This is a genomic window from Antarctobacter sp. (genome assembly GCF_965277915.1).
Taxonomy (GTDB): domain Bacteria; phylum Pseudomonadota; class Alphaproteobacteria; order Rhodobacterales; family Rhodobacteraceae; genus Antarctobacter.
In genome coordinates this window covers 979,190-997,120 of sequence record NZ_OZ255849.1, presented here as the reverse complement: position 1 = coordinate 997,120, position 17,931 = coordinate 979,190, and the positions used below count along the sequence as shown (strand labels likewise).

Annotated in this window: 14 protein-coding genes; 5 read left to right on the top strand and 9 right to left on the bottom strand. The window is 65.6% G+C overall.

Annotated features, from left to right (window positions below; all coding sequences use genetic code 11):
• Positions 1–3: 3 nt before the first annotated feature.
• Complete coding sequence (locus ACQY5B_RS05690) at positions 4–2,148, bottom strand: DEAD/DEAH box helicase (RefSeq protein ID WP_420326008.1); 2,145 nt, start codon at positions 2,146–2,148, stop codon at positions 4–6.
• A gap of 670 nt (positions 2,149–2,818) precedes the next feature.
• Between ACQY5B_RS05690 and ilvD the strand changes: the two genes are divergently transcribed.
• Positions 2,819–4,660: a dihydroxy-acid dehydratase gene (gene ilvD / locus ACQY5B_RS05685; protein WP_420326009.1), complete on the top strand. Its 1,842-nt coding sequence runs from the start codon at positions 2,819–2,821 to the stop codon at positions 4,658–4,660.
• A gap of 113 nt (positions 4,661–4,773) precedes the next feature.
• Here ilvD and ACQY5B_RS05680 read toward each other — a convergent pair whose 3' ends face one another.
• The 8 genes from ACQY5B_RS05680 to fdxA all read right to left on the bottom strand — a co-directional run bounded on the left by ACQY5B_RS05680 (position 4,774) and on the right by fdxA (position 14,205).
• Positions 4,774–4,986, bottom strand: coding sequence for a UTRA domain-containing protein (locus ACQY5B_RS05680; protein WP_420326010.1), 213 nt, complete (start codon positions 4,984–4,986; stop codon positions 4,774–4,776).
• A 20-nt stretch (positions 4,987–5,006) separates the two neighbouring features.
• Positions 5,007–5,324 carry a hypothetical protein gene (locus ACQY5B_RS05675; protein ID WP_421917690.1) on the bottom strand — a complete coding sequence of 106 codons (318 nt, stop codon included), beginning with the start codon at positions 5,322–5,324 and terminating at the stop codon, positions 5,007–5,009.
• 522 nt (positions 5,325–5,846) lie between these two features.
• Entirely contained in the window at positions 5,847–8,195 is a 2,349-nt protein-coding gene (locus ACQY5B_RS05670; RefSeq protein WP_420326012.1) for a Tex family protein, read from the bottom strand.
• A 104-nt stretch (positions 8,196–8,299) separates the two neighbouring features.
• Positions 8,300–8,587, bottom strand: a complete 288-nt coding sequence (locus ACQY5B_RS05665; RefSeq protein ID WP_420326013.1) for an SH3 domain-containing protein — start codon at positions 8,585–8,587, stop codon at positions 8,300–8,302.
• A 118-nt stretch (positions 8,588–8,705) separates the two neighbouring features.
• Positions 8,706–11,780 carry an efflux RND transporter permease subunit gene (locus tag ACQY5B_RS05660; protein WP_420326014.1) on the bottom strand — a complete coding sequence of 1,025 codons (3,075 nt, stop codon included), beginning with the start codon at positions 11,778–11,780 and terminating at the stop codon, positions 8,706–8,708.
• Between the two features lie 4 nt (positions 11,781–11,784).
• Positions 11,785–12,828 (bottom strand): efflux RND transporter periplasmic adaptor subunit, encoded by a 1,044-nt coding sequence (locus ACQY5B_RS05655; protein WP_420326015.1) that lies wholly within the window; start codon positions 12,826–12,828, stop codon positions 11,785–11,787.
• A 214-nt stretch (positions 12,829–13,042) separates the two neighbouring features.
• The gene (locus ACQY5B_RS05650) at positions 13,043–13,852 is read right to left on the bottom strand and encodes a ferredoxin--NADP reductase (RefSeq protein ID WP_420326016.1); all 810 of its coding nucleotides are present in this window, start codon (positions 13,850–13,852) and stop codon (positions 13,043–13,045) included.
• Positions 13,853–13,863: 11 nt separating this feature from the next.
• Positions 13,864–14,205 carry a ferredoxin FdxA gene (gene fdxA / locus ACQY5B_RS05645; RefSeq protein ID WP_420326017.1) on the bottom strand — a complete coding sequence of 114 codons (342 nt, stop codon included), beginning with the start codon at positions 14,203–14,205 and terminating at the stop codon, positions 13,864–13,866.
• Positions 14,206–14,328: 123 nt separating this feature from the next.
• Between fdxA and ACQY5B_RS05640 the strand changes: the two genes are divergently transcribed.
• The 4 genes from ACQY5B_RS05640 to ACQY5B_RS05625 all read left to right on the top strand — a co-directional run bounded on the left by ACQY5B_RS05640 (position 14,329) and on the right by ACQY5B_RS05625 (position 17,654).
• Complete coding sequence (locus ACQY5B_RS05640) at positions 14,329–14,619, top strand: gamma-butyrobetaine hydroxylase-like domain-containing protein (protein ID WP_420326018.1); 291 nt, start codon at positions 14,329–14,331, stop codon at positions 14,617–14,619.
• 66 nt (positions 14,620–14,685) lie between these two features.
• Positions 14,686–16,428: a fumarate reductase/succinate dehydrogenase flavoprotein subunit gene (locus ACQY5B_RS05635; RefSeq protein ID WP_420326019.1), complete on the top strand. Its 1,743-nt coding sequence runs from the start codon at positions 14,686–14,688 to the stop codon at positions 16,426–16,428.
• 21 nt (positions 16,429–16,449) lie between these two features.
• Complete coding sequence (locus tag ACQY5B_RS05630) at positions 16,450–16,692, top strand: 4Fe-4S dicluster domain-containing protein (protein WP_043144807.1); 243 nt, start codon at positions 16,450–16,452, stop codon at positions 16,690–16,692.
• A gap of 8 nt (positions 16,693–16,700) precedes the next feature.
• The gene (locus ACQY5B_RS05625; RefSeq protein WP_305971011.1) at positions 16,701–17,654 is read left to right on the top strand and encodes a HEAT repeat domain-containing protein; all 954 of its coding nucleotides are present in this window, start codon (positions 16,701–16,703) and stop codon (positions 17,652–17,654) included.
• Positions 17,655–17,931 lie beyond the last annotated feature (277 nt).

Genomic DNA, 17,931 nt, shown 5'->3' with positions numbered 1-17,931 from the left:
GGCTCAGCCGCGCCGGGGCGGCTCGTTGCCGCCCGCCCCCTTGCGAGGCTTGCCCGGCCCTTTCCCGGCAGCACCCGTACGCGGCTTGCCCGGCTTGCCAGACGCGCCCGGAGGCGTAAAGCGCCTGGACGTGTCCGAGGCCTGCGCCTTGGGCGCGCCAGGTTTGCGCGGAGCGCCTTCGGGTTTGGCGCCGCGCCCTTTCGGACCTGACCCACCCGGCTTGCCAAAGGGTTTGCCCCCTGGCTTGCCGCTCGGTTTGCCTGCGGACCTGCCTTCGGATTTCGCCGCGTATTTCCCCTTGGGCTTGCCGGGGCCATCCTTGCTGGCTGCGGGCTTGCCGGGACGCCGTTCCTTGTGGGCCTCACCGTCAGGGCGTTTCGGTTTGCGGGCGGCCGGAGCCTCGGACGACACCGCTGCTGGCGCCTCGGTAGTCGGGGCAACCGGCGCCTCTGCCTTCGGCTCCGGGCGCGGCTTGGCCCTCGGACGGTCGTCCGGCCGGGCCGGTTTCTTGTGCCCTTGCGGGCGGTCGGGCTTGCGCCCGGCGGGCCCGGGCTTGCGCGGCGCAGAGGTGAACTCTGGCGCGCTTTCCAGTTTGCGGACCGTCACGCCCTCCTGCAGTTCCGCTCCTTCGCCAATCGCAGCCAGGAACCCCGGAACGCTGGCCTCGGCCAGTTCGACATAGCTTTCCGACTGCTGGATACGGATCGCACCGATGGCATCCTTGTCGAGGTTGCCCACGCGGCACAAGAGCGGCAACAGCCAGCGCGGTTCGGCCCGGTCGCCCCGCCCGACAGACAGGGCAAACCATGTGCTGGGGCCGAAGGGCTTTCGCTCCTTGCGCTCGGGGCGCGCGTCGGGGTCCGCCAGGTCCTCGGGTGCGGAAAGGCGCGCGCGGTGCAGCGCCAGGTAGGCCGCGGCGATCTTTTCCGGCCCGTGAAGGTCCAGCAAACGCGCGGCGAAAGCCGCCTGCTCGGGGGTGGTCTCTGACTCCCAGACGGGATCGGCCAGCAAGCGTTCCTCGTCCTTGCGCAGGATGTCATCGGCGGAGGGCGGAAGGATCCAGTCGGCCTCGATCTTGGCGAATTTCAGCAGGCGTTCTGCTTTCTTGGTGACTTTCGGCGGCACGATCAGGGCGGAAATCCCCTTCCGCCCGGCCCGCCCCGTGCGCCCGGAGCGGTGCAACAACCCCTCGGCGTTCGAGGGCAGTTCGGCGTGGATCACCAGCTCCAGCTTGGGCAGGTCGATGCCCCGAGCGGCGACGTCGGTTGCCACGCAGACCCGCGCGCGCCCGTCTCGCATGGCCTGCAGGGCATGCGTGCGTTCGTTCTGGCTCAGCTCGCCGGACAGGGCCACGACGGAAAACCCCCGGTTCGTCAGGCGCGCCGTGAGTCGGTTCACCATCGCCCGCGTGTTGGCAAAGACGATGGCGTTCTGCGCGTCGTGAAAGCGCAGAAGGTTGATGATGGCGTTTTCCGCGTCCTGCTGGGCCACGCGCAGCGCCTGGTAGGCGATGTCGGCGTGTTGTGTGTCGCCGGTCAGCGTGGTCACCCGGACGGCATCGCGCTGATACTGCTGGGCCAGCTTGGCGATCATCGGCGGCACGGTGGCCGAAAACAGCAAGGTGCGCTTGTCCTCTGGCGCCTCGCCCAGCATGAATTCCAGGTCCTCGCGAAAGCCGAGGTCCAGCATCTCGTCCGCCTCGTCCAGCACGATGGCACGCAGGCCGCTCAGATCCAGCGAGCCGCGCTGGATGTGGTCACGCAAGCGCCCGGGCGTGCCGACGACGATATGCGCCCCCCGGTCCAGCGCGCGGCGTTCGTCACGCATGTCCATGCCGCCGATACAGGTCGTCACACGCGCGCCCGCCTTGGTGTAGAGCCAGCCGAGTTCGCGCATCACCTGCAGTGCCAGTTCGCGCGTCGGCGCGACGATCAAGGCCAAAGGCGCCGCCGCCGGTCCCATTGCCTCGGCCTCGCCCAGTAGGGTCGGCGCGATGGCAAGGCCAAAGCCCACCGTCTTGCCGGATCCGGTCTGGGCCGAGACCAGCAGGTCCTTGTCCTTGAGGTCGGGATTGGTGACAGCCTCCTGAACGGCGGTCAAAGTTTCGTAGCCGCGCTCGGACAGCGCATCGGCGAGGGCCTGGATCATGTTTGGAATCAGTCTGGACATTTGGGGCGCAGTTGCGCGGTCGGCCCGTGCCGACTGGCAAAGGCAAGCCTAGCCCATTATACCCTTGCGGGCCGGCTGTATACCTCTAATCGCGAAATATGCCCGCTCCTTCCGCTGTGGCGTTCAGCAGCATGCCATGCGCCACCAAGGCGGGTCGGTCCTTGCCCAGTATTTCGAAGGTGGACTTCAACTCCACGCGGACGCCCCCCGCTTGCCGAACATACGGACGCGGTTCTGACAGGGCGATGCCGAGGGCGACCGACTGACCGACGCCAAGGTAAACCGACGCGGCGCTGACCGGGCGGCCTCCTTGTCGTCGTCACCGAGCGGGCCCTTCCGTTGTGCCCCGTACAGCCGATGGGCTGATCATCGAGACGGCAGGGACACCGGACGGCGGTACGATGGACCGGCTGCCAACTGGAGCTTCCTCCTTGCCCGCAGCGCCACTTCGGGGACAGCAATGCGCGCCTGATGAACTCCGACTTCAAGAGCTGGACATTTCCCTTGTTCCAGTGCCCGACAGGTTCGACCCAGATGGCCGCCAGCCCGATTGCTCTGGCTCGCGGCCAAACAGATTGTTGCGCGATGGCCTTCCCGGAATTTCCGGAATAAGAGAACCGGCAAAGTTTCATCGCGCGGGAAGGACAGCATGATACCCTATCGCTCCAAGACATCGACTTCCGGACGCAACATGGCCGGCGCCCGGGCCCTGTGGCGCGCCACCGGGATGAAGGATGGCGACTTCGGCAAGCCGATCATCGCCATCGTGAATTCCTTTACCCAGTTCGTGCCCGGCCACGTCCACCTCAAGGATCTCGGCCAGATGGTCGCCCGCGAGGTCGAGGCGGCGGGCGGCGTCGCCAAGGAATTCAATACCATCGCCGTGGACGATGGCATCGCGATGGGCCACGACGGGATGCTCTACTCGTTGCCGTCGCGCGAGATCATCGCCGACAGCGTGGAATACATGGTCAACGCGCATTGCGCGGATGCCATGATCTGCATTTCCAACTGCGACAAGATCACGCCGGGCATGCTGATGGCGGCCATGCGTGTCGATATCCCGGCGATCTTCGTCTCCGGCGGCCCGATGGAGGCCGGCAAGGTCAATGTCGACGGCAAGGACATCGCGGTCGACCTGGTGGACGCGATGGTGCAGGCGGCGAACCCCGACCTGAGCGACGAACAGGTCAATGCCTTCGAGGTCAACGCCTGCCCGACCTGCGGGTCCTGCTCCGGCATGTTCACCGCCAATTCGATGAACTGCCTGGCCGAGGCCCTGGGTCTTGCCCTGCCCGGCAACGGCTCGACCCTGGCCACACACGCCGACCGCAAGGCTCTGTTCCTCGAGGCCGGGCGCCGGATCGTTGACCTGGCCAAGCGTCACTACGAGGGCGGCGACCGGTCGGTCACGCCGCGCGGCATCGCCACCCACGCCGCCTTTCAGAACGCCATGACGCTGGACATCGCGATGGGCGGTTCGACGAACACCGTCCTGCACCTGCTGGCCATCGCCCGCGAGGCCGAGGTCGATTTCACCCTGGACGACATGGACAAGCTGAGCCGCGTGACCCCCTGCCTCTGCAAGGTCGCCCCGGCCGTGGGCGATGTGCACATGGAAGACGTGCATCGCGCCGGCGGCATCTTCGGCATCCTCGGGCAGCTTGACGATGCCGGGCTGATCAACCGCGACGTCTCGACCGTGCATGTGCCCACCATCGGCGAGGCCATCGACCGGTGGGACATCGCGCGCACGCAGGACAACAAGGTGCACGAACTGTTCAGCGCCGCGCCGGGCGGCGTGCGCACCACCGAGGCCTTCAGCCAGGCCAGCCGCTATCGCAGCCTCGACACGGACCGCGAAAACGGCGTCATCCGGTCCAAGGAACACGCCTTCAGCCAGGACGGCGGATTGGCCGTTCTGTTCGGCAACATCGCGCAGGAAGGCTGCGTGGTGAAAACCGCGGGCGTGGACGACAACATCCTGAAATTCAGCGGGCCGGCCAAGGTCTGCGAAAGCCAGGACGAGGCGGTGAACCGCATTCTCGGCAAGGACATCCAGGCCGGTGACGTGGTCATCATCCGCTACGAAGGCCCGCGCGGCGGGCCGGGGATGCAGGAAATGCTCTACCCGACCAGCTACCTGAAATCCATGAAGCTGGGCAAGGCCTGCGCCCTGATCACCGACGGCCGTTTCTCTGGCGGCACCTCCGGTCTGTCGATCGGTCACGTCTCGCCCGAAGCCGCCGAAGGCGGCAACATCGGCCTGCTGGTCGAAGGCGACATGATCGAGATCGACATCCCCAACCGGACGATCAACGTGGCGCTCAGCGACGAGGAACTGGCATCGCGCCGCGCCGAGATGGAGGCCAAGGGCGACGCCGCCTGGAAGCCCGCCAAGCCGCGCAAGCGCAAGGTCAGCCGCGCGCTCAAGGCCTATGCCTCGCTGGTGGCCAACGCCAGCCACGGGGCGGTCCGCCTGGACCCGTGATCGCCTGAAATTACGGGAAACAGATGCGCCCCGAACCGGACAGCCGGTTCCGGGGCGCGCTTGATCTGCCGGAGCCGAAGGGGCCGGTCCCGCCCCACCGCAACTTGACCTCGTTATTCATCCTGTCGCCCCGGGTAGATCACGTTGGCCAGCAGGAAGATGTCGCCGTTCCGGTTGACCGCCATCCGCTGCACGCGGGCAATCGGGACTTCGATCGAGATGTTCAACTGCGCGGCGGTTTCCGGGTCCGCCGCCCCGTTGGTGACGATCTTGTTTGCATTCACCACCGTCTGGCCCGGCAGATCCGCTACCGGACGTATGGCCATGGTGTAAATCCCTTACGGGATCAGGTCGCAGGGGGAATTCCTCGACGTAGACACAGTCCTGCGGACAGGTCGTCTCGGCCGTGCCTGCGCAAGAGAGGCCGGTAGGTCTGGGCTGCATTGCCGGTATCGCCGTCATGGCGGGGCAGTTGCGCGCCGCGCTGATCGTCCAGGACCTTGGTCACCACTTTGTCCCGCGCGATCAGCGGGCCAGTCCAGTCGGCCTTGACCTCGCACCAGAGGTCGCGCTTGGGGTGTTTTACGACAAAGGTGCCCATGGCCCCGTAGCGCTCGATCGGGCCCTCTCTTTCGAGGATGCCCGGCAATTGGCGGACCGTCATCGTCGCCGCGCCGCTTCCATCGGCCAGTTCCTAGACCGTGGGAACCTTCTCACCAACCTCCCACGTGCCGCTATCGCTCCGCTGACGAAACTGGCTGGCAAGCTGGATGTATCGCGACAGGTCGCTGTCTTGCAGCGTCTTCACGGTTGCGTTTTCAGACGTTATTCCGGCCATCGCGCCCCTTAGCCACTGTCTCAAAGGGGTCGAGGGAGTTGGCCGCAATCGCACCAGCGGAAACCAAGCTGGTCCGGCACGCAAATCACCGCCACTTGACCGCTCCCGAAGCCACCCGCTGTCAGATCCGGATCTTCGGCCTCCAGCCGAACCATCGACGCGCGGACCTTGGCCCGCCATCCCTCGGTCGCGGCCACCCGATGGGCCGGTCTCGCCGGTTTCGGCGCCGACAGGATCGCGTGGGTGTTCGCAAGCGGGGCCGCCGCGCAACCGGAGTGACGGGGACGGCGACCGGGATGGCATGCGATTTAGACAGGCGAAGGGGCGACACTTGCCGCCCCCTTGCCCTTATTTCTTCTTCATTGCCGCCATCAAGGCATCGCCCAGAGCGCCCTGCCCGCCGGACTTGCCCCCGGATTGACCGCCCGACTGGCCGCCCCCAGGACGCGCCCCCTGCTTGGGCGGGCGTCCCTTGCCACCGGCACCGGCCGTCTTGCCCTTCGGCCCGGGGTCGCGACCCGAGGTCTGGCGATCCCCTCCGTCCTTGCGCATCGACAGGCCGATCCGCTTGCGGGGAATATCCACCTCCGTAACCCGTACGCGGACGACGTCACCGGCCTTGACCACCTCGTGCGGGTCCTTGACGAAGCGGTCGGCCAGTTGGCTGACGTGCACCAGACCATCCTGGTGGACGCCAACGTCCACAAAGGCGCCGAAGGCCGCGACGTTCGTCACCGTTCCTTCCAGCATCATGCCCGGCTTGAGATCCTTGATGTCCTCGACCCCGTCGGCAAAGCTGGCGGTCCTGAACTCGGGGCGCGGGTCACGACCCGGTTTTTCCAGTTCCGACAGGATGTCCCGCACCGTCGGCAGGCCGAACCTGTCATCGACGAAATCCTCGGCCCGCAGACCGCGCAGCGCGGCAGGCTGGCCCATGATCGAACGGATGTCCCGACCGCAGGCCGACACGATCCGGCGCGCCACATCGTAGGCTTCGGGATGGACCGAAGAGGCATCCAGCGGCTCGTCGCCCTCGCGGATGCGCAGGAACCCGGCGCATTGCTCGAAGGCCTTGGGACCAAGGCCGGACACCTTGAGCAGCGCCTTGCGTGACGGAAAGGCCCCCGTCGCATCGCGATGCGCCACGATGGCCTCTGCCAGGCGCGGTCCCAGCCCGGCAACATGCGCAAGCAAGGGCGCCGAGGCGATGTTCAGATCGACACCGACGGCGTTCACCGCATCCTCGACCACCGCTTCCAGCGCCTGCGCCAGGCGGCGCTGGTCGACGTCGTGCTGGTACTGGCCGACGCCGATACTTTCCGGTGTGATCTTGACCAGCTCGGCCAGCGGATCCTGAAGGCGCCGCGCGATGGAGACCGCGCCGCGCAGCGAGACGTCCAGATCGGGAAACTCCTTCGCCGCCAGTTCAGAGGCCGAGTAGACGGAAGCCCCGGCCTCGGAAACCACAACCTTGGTGGGTTTCTTGCCTTCGACCAGTTTCAGCGTGTCGGCCACCATGCGCTCTGTCTCGCGGCTGGCGGTGCCATTGCCGATGGCGATCAGCTCGACCCCGTGCCTTTTCACCATGCGCAGGATTGCCTCCTGCGCGCCGCGCAGGTCCATGCGCGGCTGAAACGGGTACAGGGTCGCCGTCTCGACCAGCTTGCCAGTGGCATCGACCACTGCCGCCTTGACCCCCGTCCGGATGCCCGGGTCCAATCCCAGTGTCGGGCGATTGCCGGCGGGCGCTGCCAGCAGCAGATCCTTGAGGTTGCGGGCAAAGACGCCGATCGCCTCTTCGTGCGCGCGGCGACGCAGGTCGGTCAGCAGATCGACGTACATCGACAGAGACAGCTTGACGCGCCATGTCCAGCCCGCCGCCTCGCGCAGCCATTGGTCGCCCGGCCCGTCGCCGGGAATGCCGATTGCGGTGCAGACGATACCGACGGCGCGGGTCGCGCCCTCTTCGCCCTCTGGCGCGATCTCGATGGTCACCACCTCTTCCTTGGCCGCGCGCAGAATGGCCAGCGCCCGGTGGCCCGGGATCTTGGCCCAGCTTTCGCGGTGATCGAAGTAGTCGCTGAACTTGGCGCCGGCCTCTTCCTTGCCCGGCTGCACGCGCGCGGTGATGACCGCCTCGCGCATCATGTAGTCGCGCAGCCGCCCCAGCAGGTCGGCATTCTCGGTGAGTTCTTCGGCCAGGATGTCGCGCGCGCCTTCCAGCGCGGCCTTGACCGTCTCGACCGCCTCGCCGGTATATCCCTCGGCCAGCTTGGCCGGGTCCGCGCCGCGGTTTCCCTCGATCGCGCGCAAGAGCGGTTCCAGCCCGTTTTCGCGGGCGATCATCGCCTTGGTGCGTCGCTTTGGCTTGTAGGGAAGATAGATGTCTTCCAGCGTCGCCTTGGTGTCGGCCTGCGCGATGGCGCGGGCAAGGTCATCGGTAAGCTTGCCCTGCCCCTTGATCGACTCGAGGATCGTGGCGCGCCGCGCCTCCATCTCGCGCAGGTAGGTCAGGCGGTCGGCCAGGGTGCGCAGCTGTGTGTCGTCCAGCCCCCCTGTCACCTCCTTGCGGTAACGGGCGACGAAGGGCACCGTCGCCCCTTCGTCCAGCAGCCCGACCGCTGCGGTGACCTGTGCCGCGCTGGCGGCGATCTCGGTGGCGATGGTGCGGGCGATGCGGTCGGCGGTGTTGCTCACTTGCGTCCTCCAGGTCTGCGGTACGCCGTCTTAGCCAAGCGCGCGAGCCTCGCCAAGAGACATCGCCGCGTTCGGCCAAGATCGCGGTTTTCCGCTGGGCCGGATCAGGGGGCCGACAGGTAATCGGCCGAGACATAGCCCGTCACGGCAGGTGCGTCGGCCAGCGAGACCCGGCACCAGAGCTGGCCCATTTCGGTCACGCAATCGCGGCGCACAAGCACGGTGCCGTCCGGCAGGCCCAGTTTGACCTTGTAGCCCAGCCCCGGCCCATAGCGCAGCTTCAGCAGTTCGTCGGGGCCCGCTCCTTTGACCACGGTGCGCCCTCCCGTGACGGCGCTGCAACTGGCGGCCAGCAAAAGGGCGCCAAAGATCGCGAATTTCTGTCTGCTCATGTTCCGGCCTCTGTCGTTTCTTGTTTTCCCTCCCTGCCGTGGCCGGCAGGGGGTCGCAACAGGATCACGCTTTTTCGGGCCGGGGTCGAGTCCCCCGTGCCCGCGCCGGGCGGCGGCCTCAGGCGGCCGCCGCTTTTGCCTCTTTCCGGGCCCGCGCGTCGGCTTTGCGCGCGCGGGGGAAGAAGCTGTAGTAGAACACCGGTGCCGCGACCAGGGTCAGGACAGAGGCAAAGCCGAGGCCGCCCATGATCGTCACCGCCATCGAGGCAAAGAAGGCATCCGACAGCAGCGGTATCATGCCCAGGATCGTCGTCGCCGCGGCCAGAACCACGGGCCGCAGACGCGACGTGGAGGCATCCAGCACCGCCTTTCGGAATGGCACGCCCTCGGCCCGGACCAGGTCGATTTCCTCGACCAGGACGATGCCGTTCTTGATCAGCATGCCCGACAGGCTGAGCAGGCCCAGAAGCGCGGTGAAGGAGAACGGCAAGCCCGTCCCCAGCAGGCCCAGCGCAACGCCGTTCACGCTCATCGGCACCAGCAGCCAGATGATGACAGGCTGGCGGATGGTTCCGAACAACAGGACGGAAATCAGCACCATGATGATCAGGGACAGCGGCAACTGCTTGCCCAGCGAGGATTGCGCCTCGGTCGAGCTTTCGTATTCGCCGCCCCATTCAAGGATATAGCCTTCGGGCAGTTCGATGGCTTCGACCGCGTCACGCACCTGGGCAAAGACGCTGGAGGCGTTCACCCCCGCCGGCACCCCCGCCTGCACAGAAATCGTCGGCACCCGGTCACGCCGCACCAGGAAGGTGTTCTGGGCTTCCCAGTCGAACCCGTCGGTGATCTGCGCAACGGGGATATAGGTGCCCGCCGCCGCCGAATAGACCGGCAGGTCGACAAGATGGCCGGCGCCTTCGCTTTGCGCCGTGTCGGTGCGCATGATGATCGGGATCAGACGGTCGGCCTCACGGTAATAGCCGACCTGCAGACCGTCGGTCCCCAGCGTCAGCGCCTGCGCCAGGGCCTCGCGGGTGACGCCCGCAGCCTTGGCCCGTTCATCGGCAAAGCGCGGCACGATCACCAGTTCCCGTTCGCGCCAGTCCGTCCGCAGGTCCTGCAACTGGTCGGAGGCGCCCCTCAGCACGGTTTCCGCCTGTTCCGCCAACTGGCGCAGCACCACCGGATCCGGCCCCGAGAACCGCGCCGCGATGGGCGCCCCACCGCCGGGACCGAAGGCCAGCCGCTCGGTGCGGAATTCACCCGAGGTCAGCGTGCTGCGGCCAAAGGTTTCCAGATCGGCCCGCAATTGCGGGATCTGTTCCAGGCTTTCGGCCCGGATGATCAGGTGGCCATAGGTCGGCAGCGCCTCTTCGGGGGCATAGGTCAGCATGAAACGCGTCGCGCCACCGCCAATGAACGTCGCCACCGAGGTCACGTCGTCACGTTCCGCCAGCCAGTTTTCCAACAGGGTCATGTCGTCCGACACCTGGTGGATGCTGGCCCCCTGGGGCAGCTTGTAGTGGACGTAGAACAGCGGCGTGTTCGAGTCGGGAAAGAACTGCTGCTTGACCTGACCAAAGCCGATGTAACACAGGACCGTCACGGCGATCAGCGCCAGGATCACCAGGTGGCGCAGGGTCAGCGCCGCGGACAGGACCGCGCGGTAGGCTCGGAACAGCGGCCCGCCGTAGTGGTCACCGTCGTCACCGGCCCCGACCTTGAAGAAGTAATGCGCCAGAAGCGGCGTCGCCGTGATGGCCAGAACCCACGACAGCAACAACGAAATCCCGATCACCGCAAACAGCGAGAACAGGAATTCCCCGGTCGCGTCGGGCGACAGGCCGATGCCGGCAAAGGCCATGATGCCGATCACGGTCGCGCCCAGCAGCGGGGTCTGGGTCTTGCTGGCGACCTCCTCGGCGGCAGCGCGGGCGGTTTTGCCCTTGGCCATGTCGCCCTGCATGCCCTCGGCCACGACGATGGCGTTGTCCACCAGCATCCCCATCGCGATGATCAGCGCCCCCAGCGAAATCCGCTCCATCTCGATCCCGAAGATCGCCATGAGGAAAACCGTCCCCACGACGGTCAGCAGCAGCGTGGCGCCGACGACCACGGCCGCACGCCACCCCATGAAGAGCGCCAGCACGACCACCACGATGGCCACGGACATAGCGAGGTTCAGCAGAAAGGCGTTCGAGGCCTCGTCGACCACGACATGCTGTTGATAGATCGGGTGCAGTTCCACCCCGGCGGGCACGTCGCGCATGATCTCGGCCAGCCGCGCATCCACGCTCTTGCCGACTTCGACGATGTTCAGATCGGCCTTGCCCGCGACCCCCAGCGTGAAGGCCTCCTGCCCCTGAAAGCGGATGATCTCTGTCGGGTCCGTGACGCGCGACCGCGTGACCGTCGCGATGTCCAGAAGATCGATCACGTCACCGCCGACACCGATGGTGAGGTTGGCGATGTCGAGAACCGTATCGCTGCCGCCGGGCGCCTGCAGGCGGACGTCCTGCGCCGGGTAGGACACGCTGCCCGCCGGGGTGCGCGTGTCGGTGCTGGACAAGGCCGCACCGATGCTGTCCGGCGCGATCCCCAGGTTGGTCACGATGGAGGTGCGCGCATCGACGTAGATCGCCTCGGACGGCAACCCGGCCACGGCCACGTCGGCCACCCCGTCCACCGCCAGCAGCTCGCGCCGCAGGTATTCCGAGATCTCGTGCACCTCGGCATCCGTGAACCCCGGCGCCGTCACCGCGTAGAAGACGCCGAACACGTCGCCGAAGGTGTCGTTGACGATGGGCTGCCCCGCTTCGGGCGGCAGGTTGCGCCGGGCATCCTCGACCCGGTTGCGCAGCTTGGTCCAGATGGCGGGCAGTTCGGAGCCGTCGTAGGTGGATTCGATGTTGACCGAGATCCGGCTGACGCCCGGCTTGTTGGACGAGGTGATGAAGTCGATCTCGCCCATCTTCTGGATCTCGGATTCGATGGGCTCCGAGACCTCGCGCGCCACCTGCTCGGCGGAGGCGCCGGGGTATTGCGTGATGATGATGGCGTTCTTGATCGTGAAGGCGGGGTCTTCGAGACGGCCGATCGTGGAGAATCCCCAGATGCCGCCCAGAAGGCAGCCCAGCATGAGGAGCCAGGTGATCAGCGCCTTGTCGATGGAGGCGCGCGCAATGGACATGGGCTTACTCCCCGATCCGGGTGAAGCGGCGCACGGACTGGCCGTCGCGCAGTTGCGACGCACCGGTCATCACGATCTGCGTCCCGTCGGCGGGCCCCTCTGTCATGTAGAGCTTGCCGTCGTCGTGCAGTTCGATCCGGACCGGGGTGCGCCGCACGGTACCATTGTCGAAGACCATGACGGAGGCCTTGCCCGCCGCATCGTAGACAAGCGCCGTGGCGGGCAGGATCACGCCGTCGGGCGCGGCACCTTCAAGGGTGGCAAAGACGGTCACCGATGCGCCGGGAAAGACGAAGTTGCCCGGGCTTTCGTCAAAGCCGAGGGTGATCCGGTAAGTCTGTCCCACGCTGGATGTTTCCGTCTCGAACTCCCGCATTTCCAGCGGGTAGGTCGCATTGTCCCCGGGGAACTGGGCGACAAAGGTCACATCCGCCTTGACGCCCGCCTGGCGGAACAGAACCTCCGGCACCTGGATGTCGACGCGCAGTTCGGAAACATCGTGCAGCCTGACCACCGGCGTTCCGGGAGAGACCGTCTGGAAATTCGCGACCAGCCGCCGCGCGACAAGCGCGTCGAAAGGCGCCTTCAGGGTGGCGTGTTCCAGATCGTCCTGCGCGCTTTCCAGCGCGATTTCGGCCAGGCGTAGCTGGGTTTCGGCATCGCGGACCTGGACGGCGGACACCGCCTGCCCGCTCAGGCTCTCAAGCCGTTCCGCGTCGCGCTGCGCCTTGTCGTAATTCGCCTGCGCCTGGGCAACGGCTCTTTCATAGCCGGAAATATCCAGTTGCGCGACCAGCTCGCCCTTGGGCTTGGATGTGCCCTCTTCGGCATCGAGAATCTCGAGCTGTCCCCCCACCTGAAAGGCGAGGTCGACAGTCTGGCGCGCAGTCACCTGGCCGAAGAACTGGCGGCGCTGCACGACCGGCCGCGACGAAAGCTCCATCAACTTGACGGGTTTCGGGGTGTCGGGAACGGCCTGCTCCTGCGCCGCAACGGCGATGGGAAGGATCAGGGCAATGAGTGATAGAGCGGAAACAAGATGGCGCATGGTGCTTTTTTCTGTCGAAAGAGGGAGCCGGCTGCCTGCAGGTAGGCGACACGACCAGAAAAAGCAAACCGCTTAGTTCAGTTTTTTTATTGACGAAGGGGGGCAGCCCCCAGAAATTCGGTACCTGAAACGTATTTTCCGGCATCGCGGCGCTCTGCAAGGCCGCGGGACCGGGGCAACGGGGCCGTCCCCGCCCCGGCCGCGATGCCGCCCCTCAGTCCAGAAACGCCTTCTCGACCACGAAATGACGCGGCGCTGAATTGGCTCCTTCTTCCAGCCCGTGTGCCTCGCACAGGCCGATGATGTCCTTGTTGAGCGCGAGGTTGCCGCAGATCATCACCCTGTCCTCTTCCGGCGACCAGGCCGGCAGGTCCAGCGCCGCAAAGACGCGCCCGTCGCGGATGTGATCGCTGATCCTGCCTTCGATGTCGGACGGGTCGCGGGTGGTCGTGGGATAATACCGCAGCTTGTCGCCAACCAGTTCCCCGACCAGCGGATCCTCCGGCAGGGCGGCCACGATTTCTGCGCCATAGCCCAGTTCGGCCCTTGTGCGGCAGGTATGGGCGACGATCACCTGATCATAGCTTTCCCAGGTCTCGGGATCACGCAGGAGCGAGGCAAAGGGCGCGATGCCCGTCCCGGTGCAGATCATCCACAGCCGCTTGCCCGGCAAGAGCGCGTCCAGCACCAGCGTCCCCACCGGCTTGGGCCGCAGGATGATCTGGTCGCCCGCCTCGATCCTTTGCAGGCGCGAGGTCAGTGGACCGTCGGGCACCTTGATCGAATAGAACTCCAATTCGTCATCCCAGGCAGGCGAGGCGATGGAATAGGCGCGCAAGAGCGGCTTTTCCCGCCCGGTTTTCTCATCGGTCTGCATCAGTCCAATCATGACGAACTCGCCCGAGCGAAAGCGCAGGCTGCGCGGGCGGGTGACACGGAACGAAAACAGCGTGTCACTCCAGTGCTTGACCGCCGTCACCGTCTGGGCGTCAGGCAGGATCTTTGCAGGGGTTGCGATGTTCATGACGCGTCTCCTCAGGCGGCTTCGGTGGCGGGATTCTCGGAAAACTGGCTGGCCAGCTTGTCGGGCTTGCCATCCATCTCATCGGCGGTCGGTAGCGGTTCCCTTGCCTCCAGGATCACCGGCCAGAGCGCCGCGTACTTGGCGTTGAAAGCCACCCATTGCTCCATTCCGCCTTCGGTATCGGCGCGGATCGCATCGGCGGGGCACTCGGGTTCGCAGACACCGCAGTCGATGCATTCCTCGGGGTCGATCACCAGCATGTTCTCGCCCTCGTAAAAGCAATCCACGGGGCAGACCTCGACGCAGTCGGTGTATTTGCAGGCGATGCAATTGTCTGTGACGACATAGGTCATGGGGGCGTTCCTTTTTGTTGCCTCTCTGGATTGCCGCAACGCAGCACCCTCGTCCGTCAACTAATTGCTATTTCCCGAACCCCCGTTTCGGCAGCCTGTCCCCTGCACGACAGGAGTGGACTGATGATCGAACAGATGATGACGGATGCCGGCGGAAAAACCCTGACGGTGACCTGGGAAGACGGCAGGGAAAGCCGCCTTTCGGCCGAGGAATTGCGCGCAAACGCCCGTGATGCATGGACAAAACGGGAAATGATCGACACCGGCACGGTCACCGTGGCGCCCGGACTGACCATCACCGGCATTCATCCGGTGGGCGGCTACGGCGTGAACCTCTGGTTCTCTGACGGGCACGACAAGGCGATCTTTCCTTTCGTCTACCTGCGCGAACTTTCCGACGCCCACGACAACTAATTGACATAACCCTTGCCGCACTGCGGCGCAGGCTGATCCCGACACAGAATTCAAGGAGCCCCTGGCATGGACGAGATTCTCGACGGTCTGACCCAGATCGACTGCGACATCCTGGTGATCGGCGGCGGCACCGCCGGACCGATGGCCGCGCTCAAGGCCAAGAAGAAGAACCCCAAGGCCAACGTGGTGCTGCTGGACAAGGCCAACGTGAAACGTTCGGGCGCGATCTCGATGGGCATGGACGGGCTGAACAACTCGGTCATTCCGGGCTATGCCACGCCCGAGCAGTACACCAAGGAAATCACCGTCGCCAATGACGGCATCTGCGACCAGGCCGCGGTCTACCGATATGCCTCGGAATGCTATGGCATCATCCAGGAACTGGATGATTTCGGCATCCGTTTCCAGAAGGACCAGAACGGCGAATACGACGTCAAGAAGGTGCACCACATCGGCACCTACGTCCTGCCGATGCCCAACGGCGACACGGTCAAGAAGGCGCTCTATCGGCAGTTGCGCAAGGCGCGCATCAACATCGTCAACCGCTACATGGCCACCCGCCTGCTGACCGGCGAGGGCCGCATCGCGGGCGCGGTCTGCGTCAACACGCGCACGGCGGAATTCCTGGTGGTGCGGGCCAAGGCCGTCATCATGGGGCTGGGCGCCGCCGGGCGGCTGGGCCTGCCGACCTCGGGCTATCTCTATGGCACCTATGAGAACGCGTCGAATTCTGGCGAAGGTTATGCGATGGCCTATCACGCGGGCGCGGGCCTGGCGAACCTGGAATGTTACCAGATCAACCCGCTGATCAAGGACTACAACGGTCCCGCCTGCGCCTATGTCGCCGGTCCGATGGGCGGCTACACCGCCAACGCCCAGGGCGAACGCTTTATCGAGTGCGACTACTGGTCGGGCCAGATGATGCAGGAATTCTACGACGAACTGCAGGGCGGCAAGGGGCCGGTCTACCTCAAGCTCAACCACCTGGCGGAGGAAACGATCAGCGAGATCGAACGCGTGCTGCACATCGTCGAACGCCCGACCCGCGGGCATTTCCACAAGGGCCGCGGCACCGACTACCGCAAGCAGATGATCGAGATGCATATCTCGGAAATCGGCTTCTGCTCGGGGCATTCCGCCTCCGGCGTCTTTGTCGACGAACATGCGCGGACGACGATCCCCGGCCTCTACGCGGCGGGCGACATGGCGAACGTGCCGCACAACTACATGCTGGGGGCTTTTACCAACGGCGCCTTTGCCGGTCTGGACGCGGCCGATTTCATCGCAGACGTCGACTTCGCGGCCTTTGACGAGGCCGAGGTGGAGGCGGAGCGCACCCGCGTCCTGGCCCCGACCAAGCGCGACGATGGCATCCCGCCCAACCAGATCGAATACAAGACACGCCGCCTGGTGAACGACTATCTGCAACCGCCCAAGGTGACGGCCAAGATGGAACTGGCCCAGCAGCGTTTCGAAGAAGTCCGCGAGGACATGGAACAGGGCATGTACGTCCGCGACTCGCACGAACTGATGCGCGCGCTCGAAGCCTCGTCGATCCTGGATTGCGCCGACATGGCGGCCAGCGCCTCGCTCTACCGCACCGAAAGCCGCTGGGGTCTGTATCACAACCGCGTGGAATACGACCGCGATGAGGAAAACTGGTTCTGCCACACGATCCTGACCAAGGGCGACGACGGCAAGCCGGCGCACCGCAAGCAGGAAGTGAAACCCTACATCGTGGAAATCGCCGAAGACGAGAAGGACGCCTACAACAACCAGCGCGTCGGTGCCTCGGTCGCGGCGGAATAACGAACAGAAGGAGACAGACAGATGCCTCTCGCCCAGACCGCGACCACCGTCCCCGTCACCGTGAATGCCGATCTCTGCATCGCCGACAAGGGCTGCACCGTCTGCGTGGATGTCTGCCCGCTCGACGTGCTGCGCATCGCCGAGACCGAGGACGGGTCCAAGACCGCCTACATGAAATACGACGAATGCTGGTACTGCATGCCCTGCGAGGCCGACTGCCCGACCGGCGCCGTCACCGTGAACCTTCCCTACCTGCTGAAGTGAGGACCAAGATGAGCGGACTGTTCGAAGATTTCGACGACATCGCGGACCTGGCCGAGGGACTGGACGATCCGGTCCCCGGCGCGCGGATCATGGCGGTGATCGACCTGACCGACAGCGCCGATCCGGCGGCCATCCCCTACCTGGCCCGCGCCATCGCGGACGAGGACGCCGGCGTGCGCAAGCAGGCCGCGCAGGGGCTGACCGATTTCGACGGGCCAGAGGTGGCCGCGGCGCTGGTCTCGGCGCTGAACGATCCTGACCCCGCGGTGGTGGCCGCGGCCTCGGTGTCCCTGACGGAACTCAAGGATCCGACCTCAGGGGATGCAATCCTGCCGCACCTGGACGACGGTGACGAGGTCAAGCTGACCGCCTGCCTTGCCGGAATCAAGGAATTGCGCCGACCAGAGGCCATGTCGCCCGCCATCGCGGCGCTGAAACACGCGGCCCCCGGAGTGCGGGCGCAGGCGGTGGGCGTGATCGGCTGGCTGCAGGATGAGACCTCGTTGCCCGCGCTTCAGGAGGCCGCGCATGATACGGATGTCAACGTGCGGCGCACGGCGCTGGCGGCGATGGGGTTCTCGCAGTCAGAGGCCGCGCAGTCGGCCCTGATCGCGGCCCTGACCGACCCGGAATGGATCGTGCGCGAGGCGGCGGCGGAAACGCTGGCGAAATCCGGCGGCGTGTCCTGCATCCCTGCGCTGCGCGGGGCATTGTCGGATGACTACTGGCAGGTGCGGCTGAAGGCCGTGCGCTCTCTGGGCAAGCTGGGCGCAACCGAGGCCGCGATGGAAATCGCGCCGATGATGGACCTGCCCGTGCCCAACCTGCGCAAGGAATGCGCCGCCGTTCTGGGCGAACTCGCAGTGCCGGCAACGGCCTCGTACCTGAAGAAATATGCCGACGACAACGACCCGGACGTACGCAAGAACGTGCGTTGGGCGCTGGAGCGAATGGCCGCCTGAAACCGCGCTCCCCTACTGAAATCGCTGCATTTTTAATCCTCCCGGGCATTGCTCCCCGGGGGGCTTTTCCGCTGGAAGCCTCCGAACTAACCCATTGCTTTAAAACGATAATTTTATACGCGATTCGCAAATCCCCGGTCCGAATAACGGCGTCTTGGCAGTCATGCACCTCAAATCAAGCACAAAAACAGGGCAATTTCGGAATCCGGGCCACAAGCCCCTCCGCGACCTTTTACAGGAGGCGTTGTAGGGCCGGATACTGGTGGAGGAACGATCG

Bases quoted from the DNA above. Each gene is read 5' to 3' on its own strand.
- ilvD (WP_420326009.1), top strand. From the start codon at position 2,819: ATGATACCCTATCGCTCCAAGACATCGACTTCCGGACGCAACATGGCC.
- ACQY5B_RS05675 (WP_421917690.1), bottom strand. From the start codon at position 5,324: ATGACGGTCCGCCAATTGCCGGGCATCCTCGAAAGAGAGGGCCCGATC.
- ACQY5B_RS05640 (WP_420326018.1), top strand. From the start codon at position 14,329: ATGATCGAACAGATGATGACGGATGCCGGCGGAAAAACCCTGACGGTG.
- ACQY5B_RS05690 (WP_420326008.1), bottom strand. From the start codon at position 2,148: ATGATCCAGGCCCTCGCCGATGCGCTGTCCGAGCGCGGCTACGAAACT.
- ACQY5B_RS05660 (WP_420326014.1), bottom strand. From the start codon at position 11,780: ATGTCCATTGCGCGCGCCTCCATCGACAAGGCGCTGATCACCTGGCTC.
- ACQY5B_RS05665 (WP_420326013.1), bottom strand. From the start codon at position 8,587: ATGAGCAGACAGAAATTCGCGATCTTTGGCGCCCTTTTGCTGGCCGCC.
- ACQY5B_RS05655 (WP_420326015.1), bottom strand. From the start codon at position 12,828: ATGCGCCATCTTGTTTCCGCTCTATCACTCATTGCCCTGATCCTTCCC.
- ACQY5B_RS05650 (WP_420326016.1), bottom strand. From the start codon at position 13,852: ATGAACATCGCAACCCCTGCAAAGATCCTGCCTGACGCCCAGACGGTG.
- ACQY5B_RS05635 (WP_420326019.1), top strand. From the start codon at position 14,686: ATGGACGAGATTCTCGACGGTCTGACCCAGATCGACTGCGACATCCTG.
- fdxA (WP_420326017.1), bottom strand. From the start codon at position 14,205: ATGACCTATGTCGTCACAGACAATTGCATCGCCTGCAAATACACCGAC.
- ACQY5B_RS05680 (WP_420326010.1), bottom strand. From the start codon at position 4,986: ATGGCCATACGTCCGGTAGCGGATCTGCCGGGCCAGACGGTGGTGAAT.
- ACQY5B_RS05630 (WP_043144807.1), top strand. From the start codon at position 16,450: ATGCCTCTCGCCCAGACCGCGACCACCGTCCCCGTCACCGTGAATGCC.
- ACQY5B_RS05625 (WP_305971011.1), top strand. From the start codon at position 16,701: ATGAGCGGACTGTTCGAAGATTTCGACGACATCGCGGACCTGGCCGAG.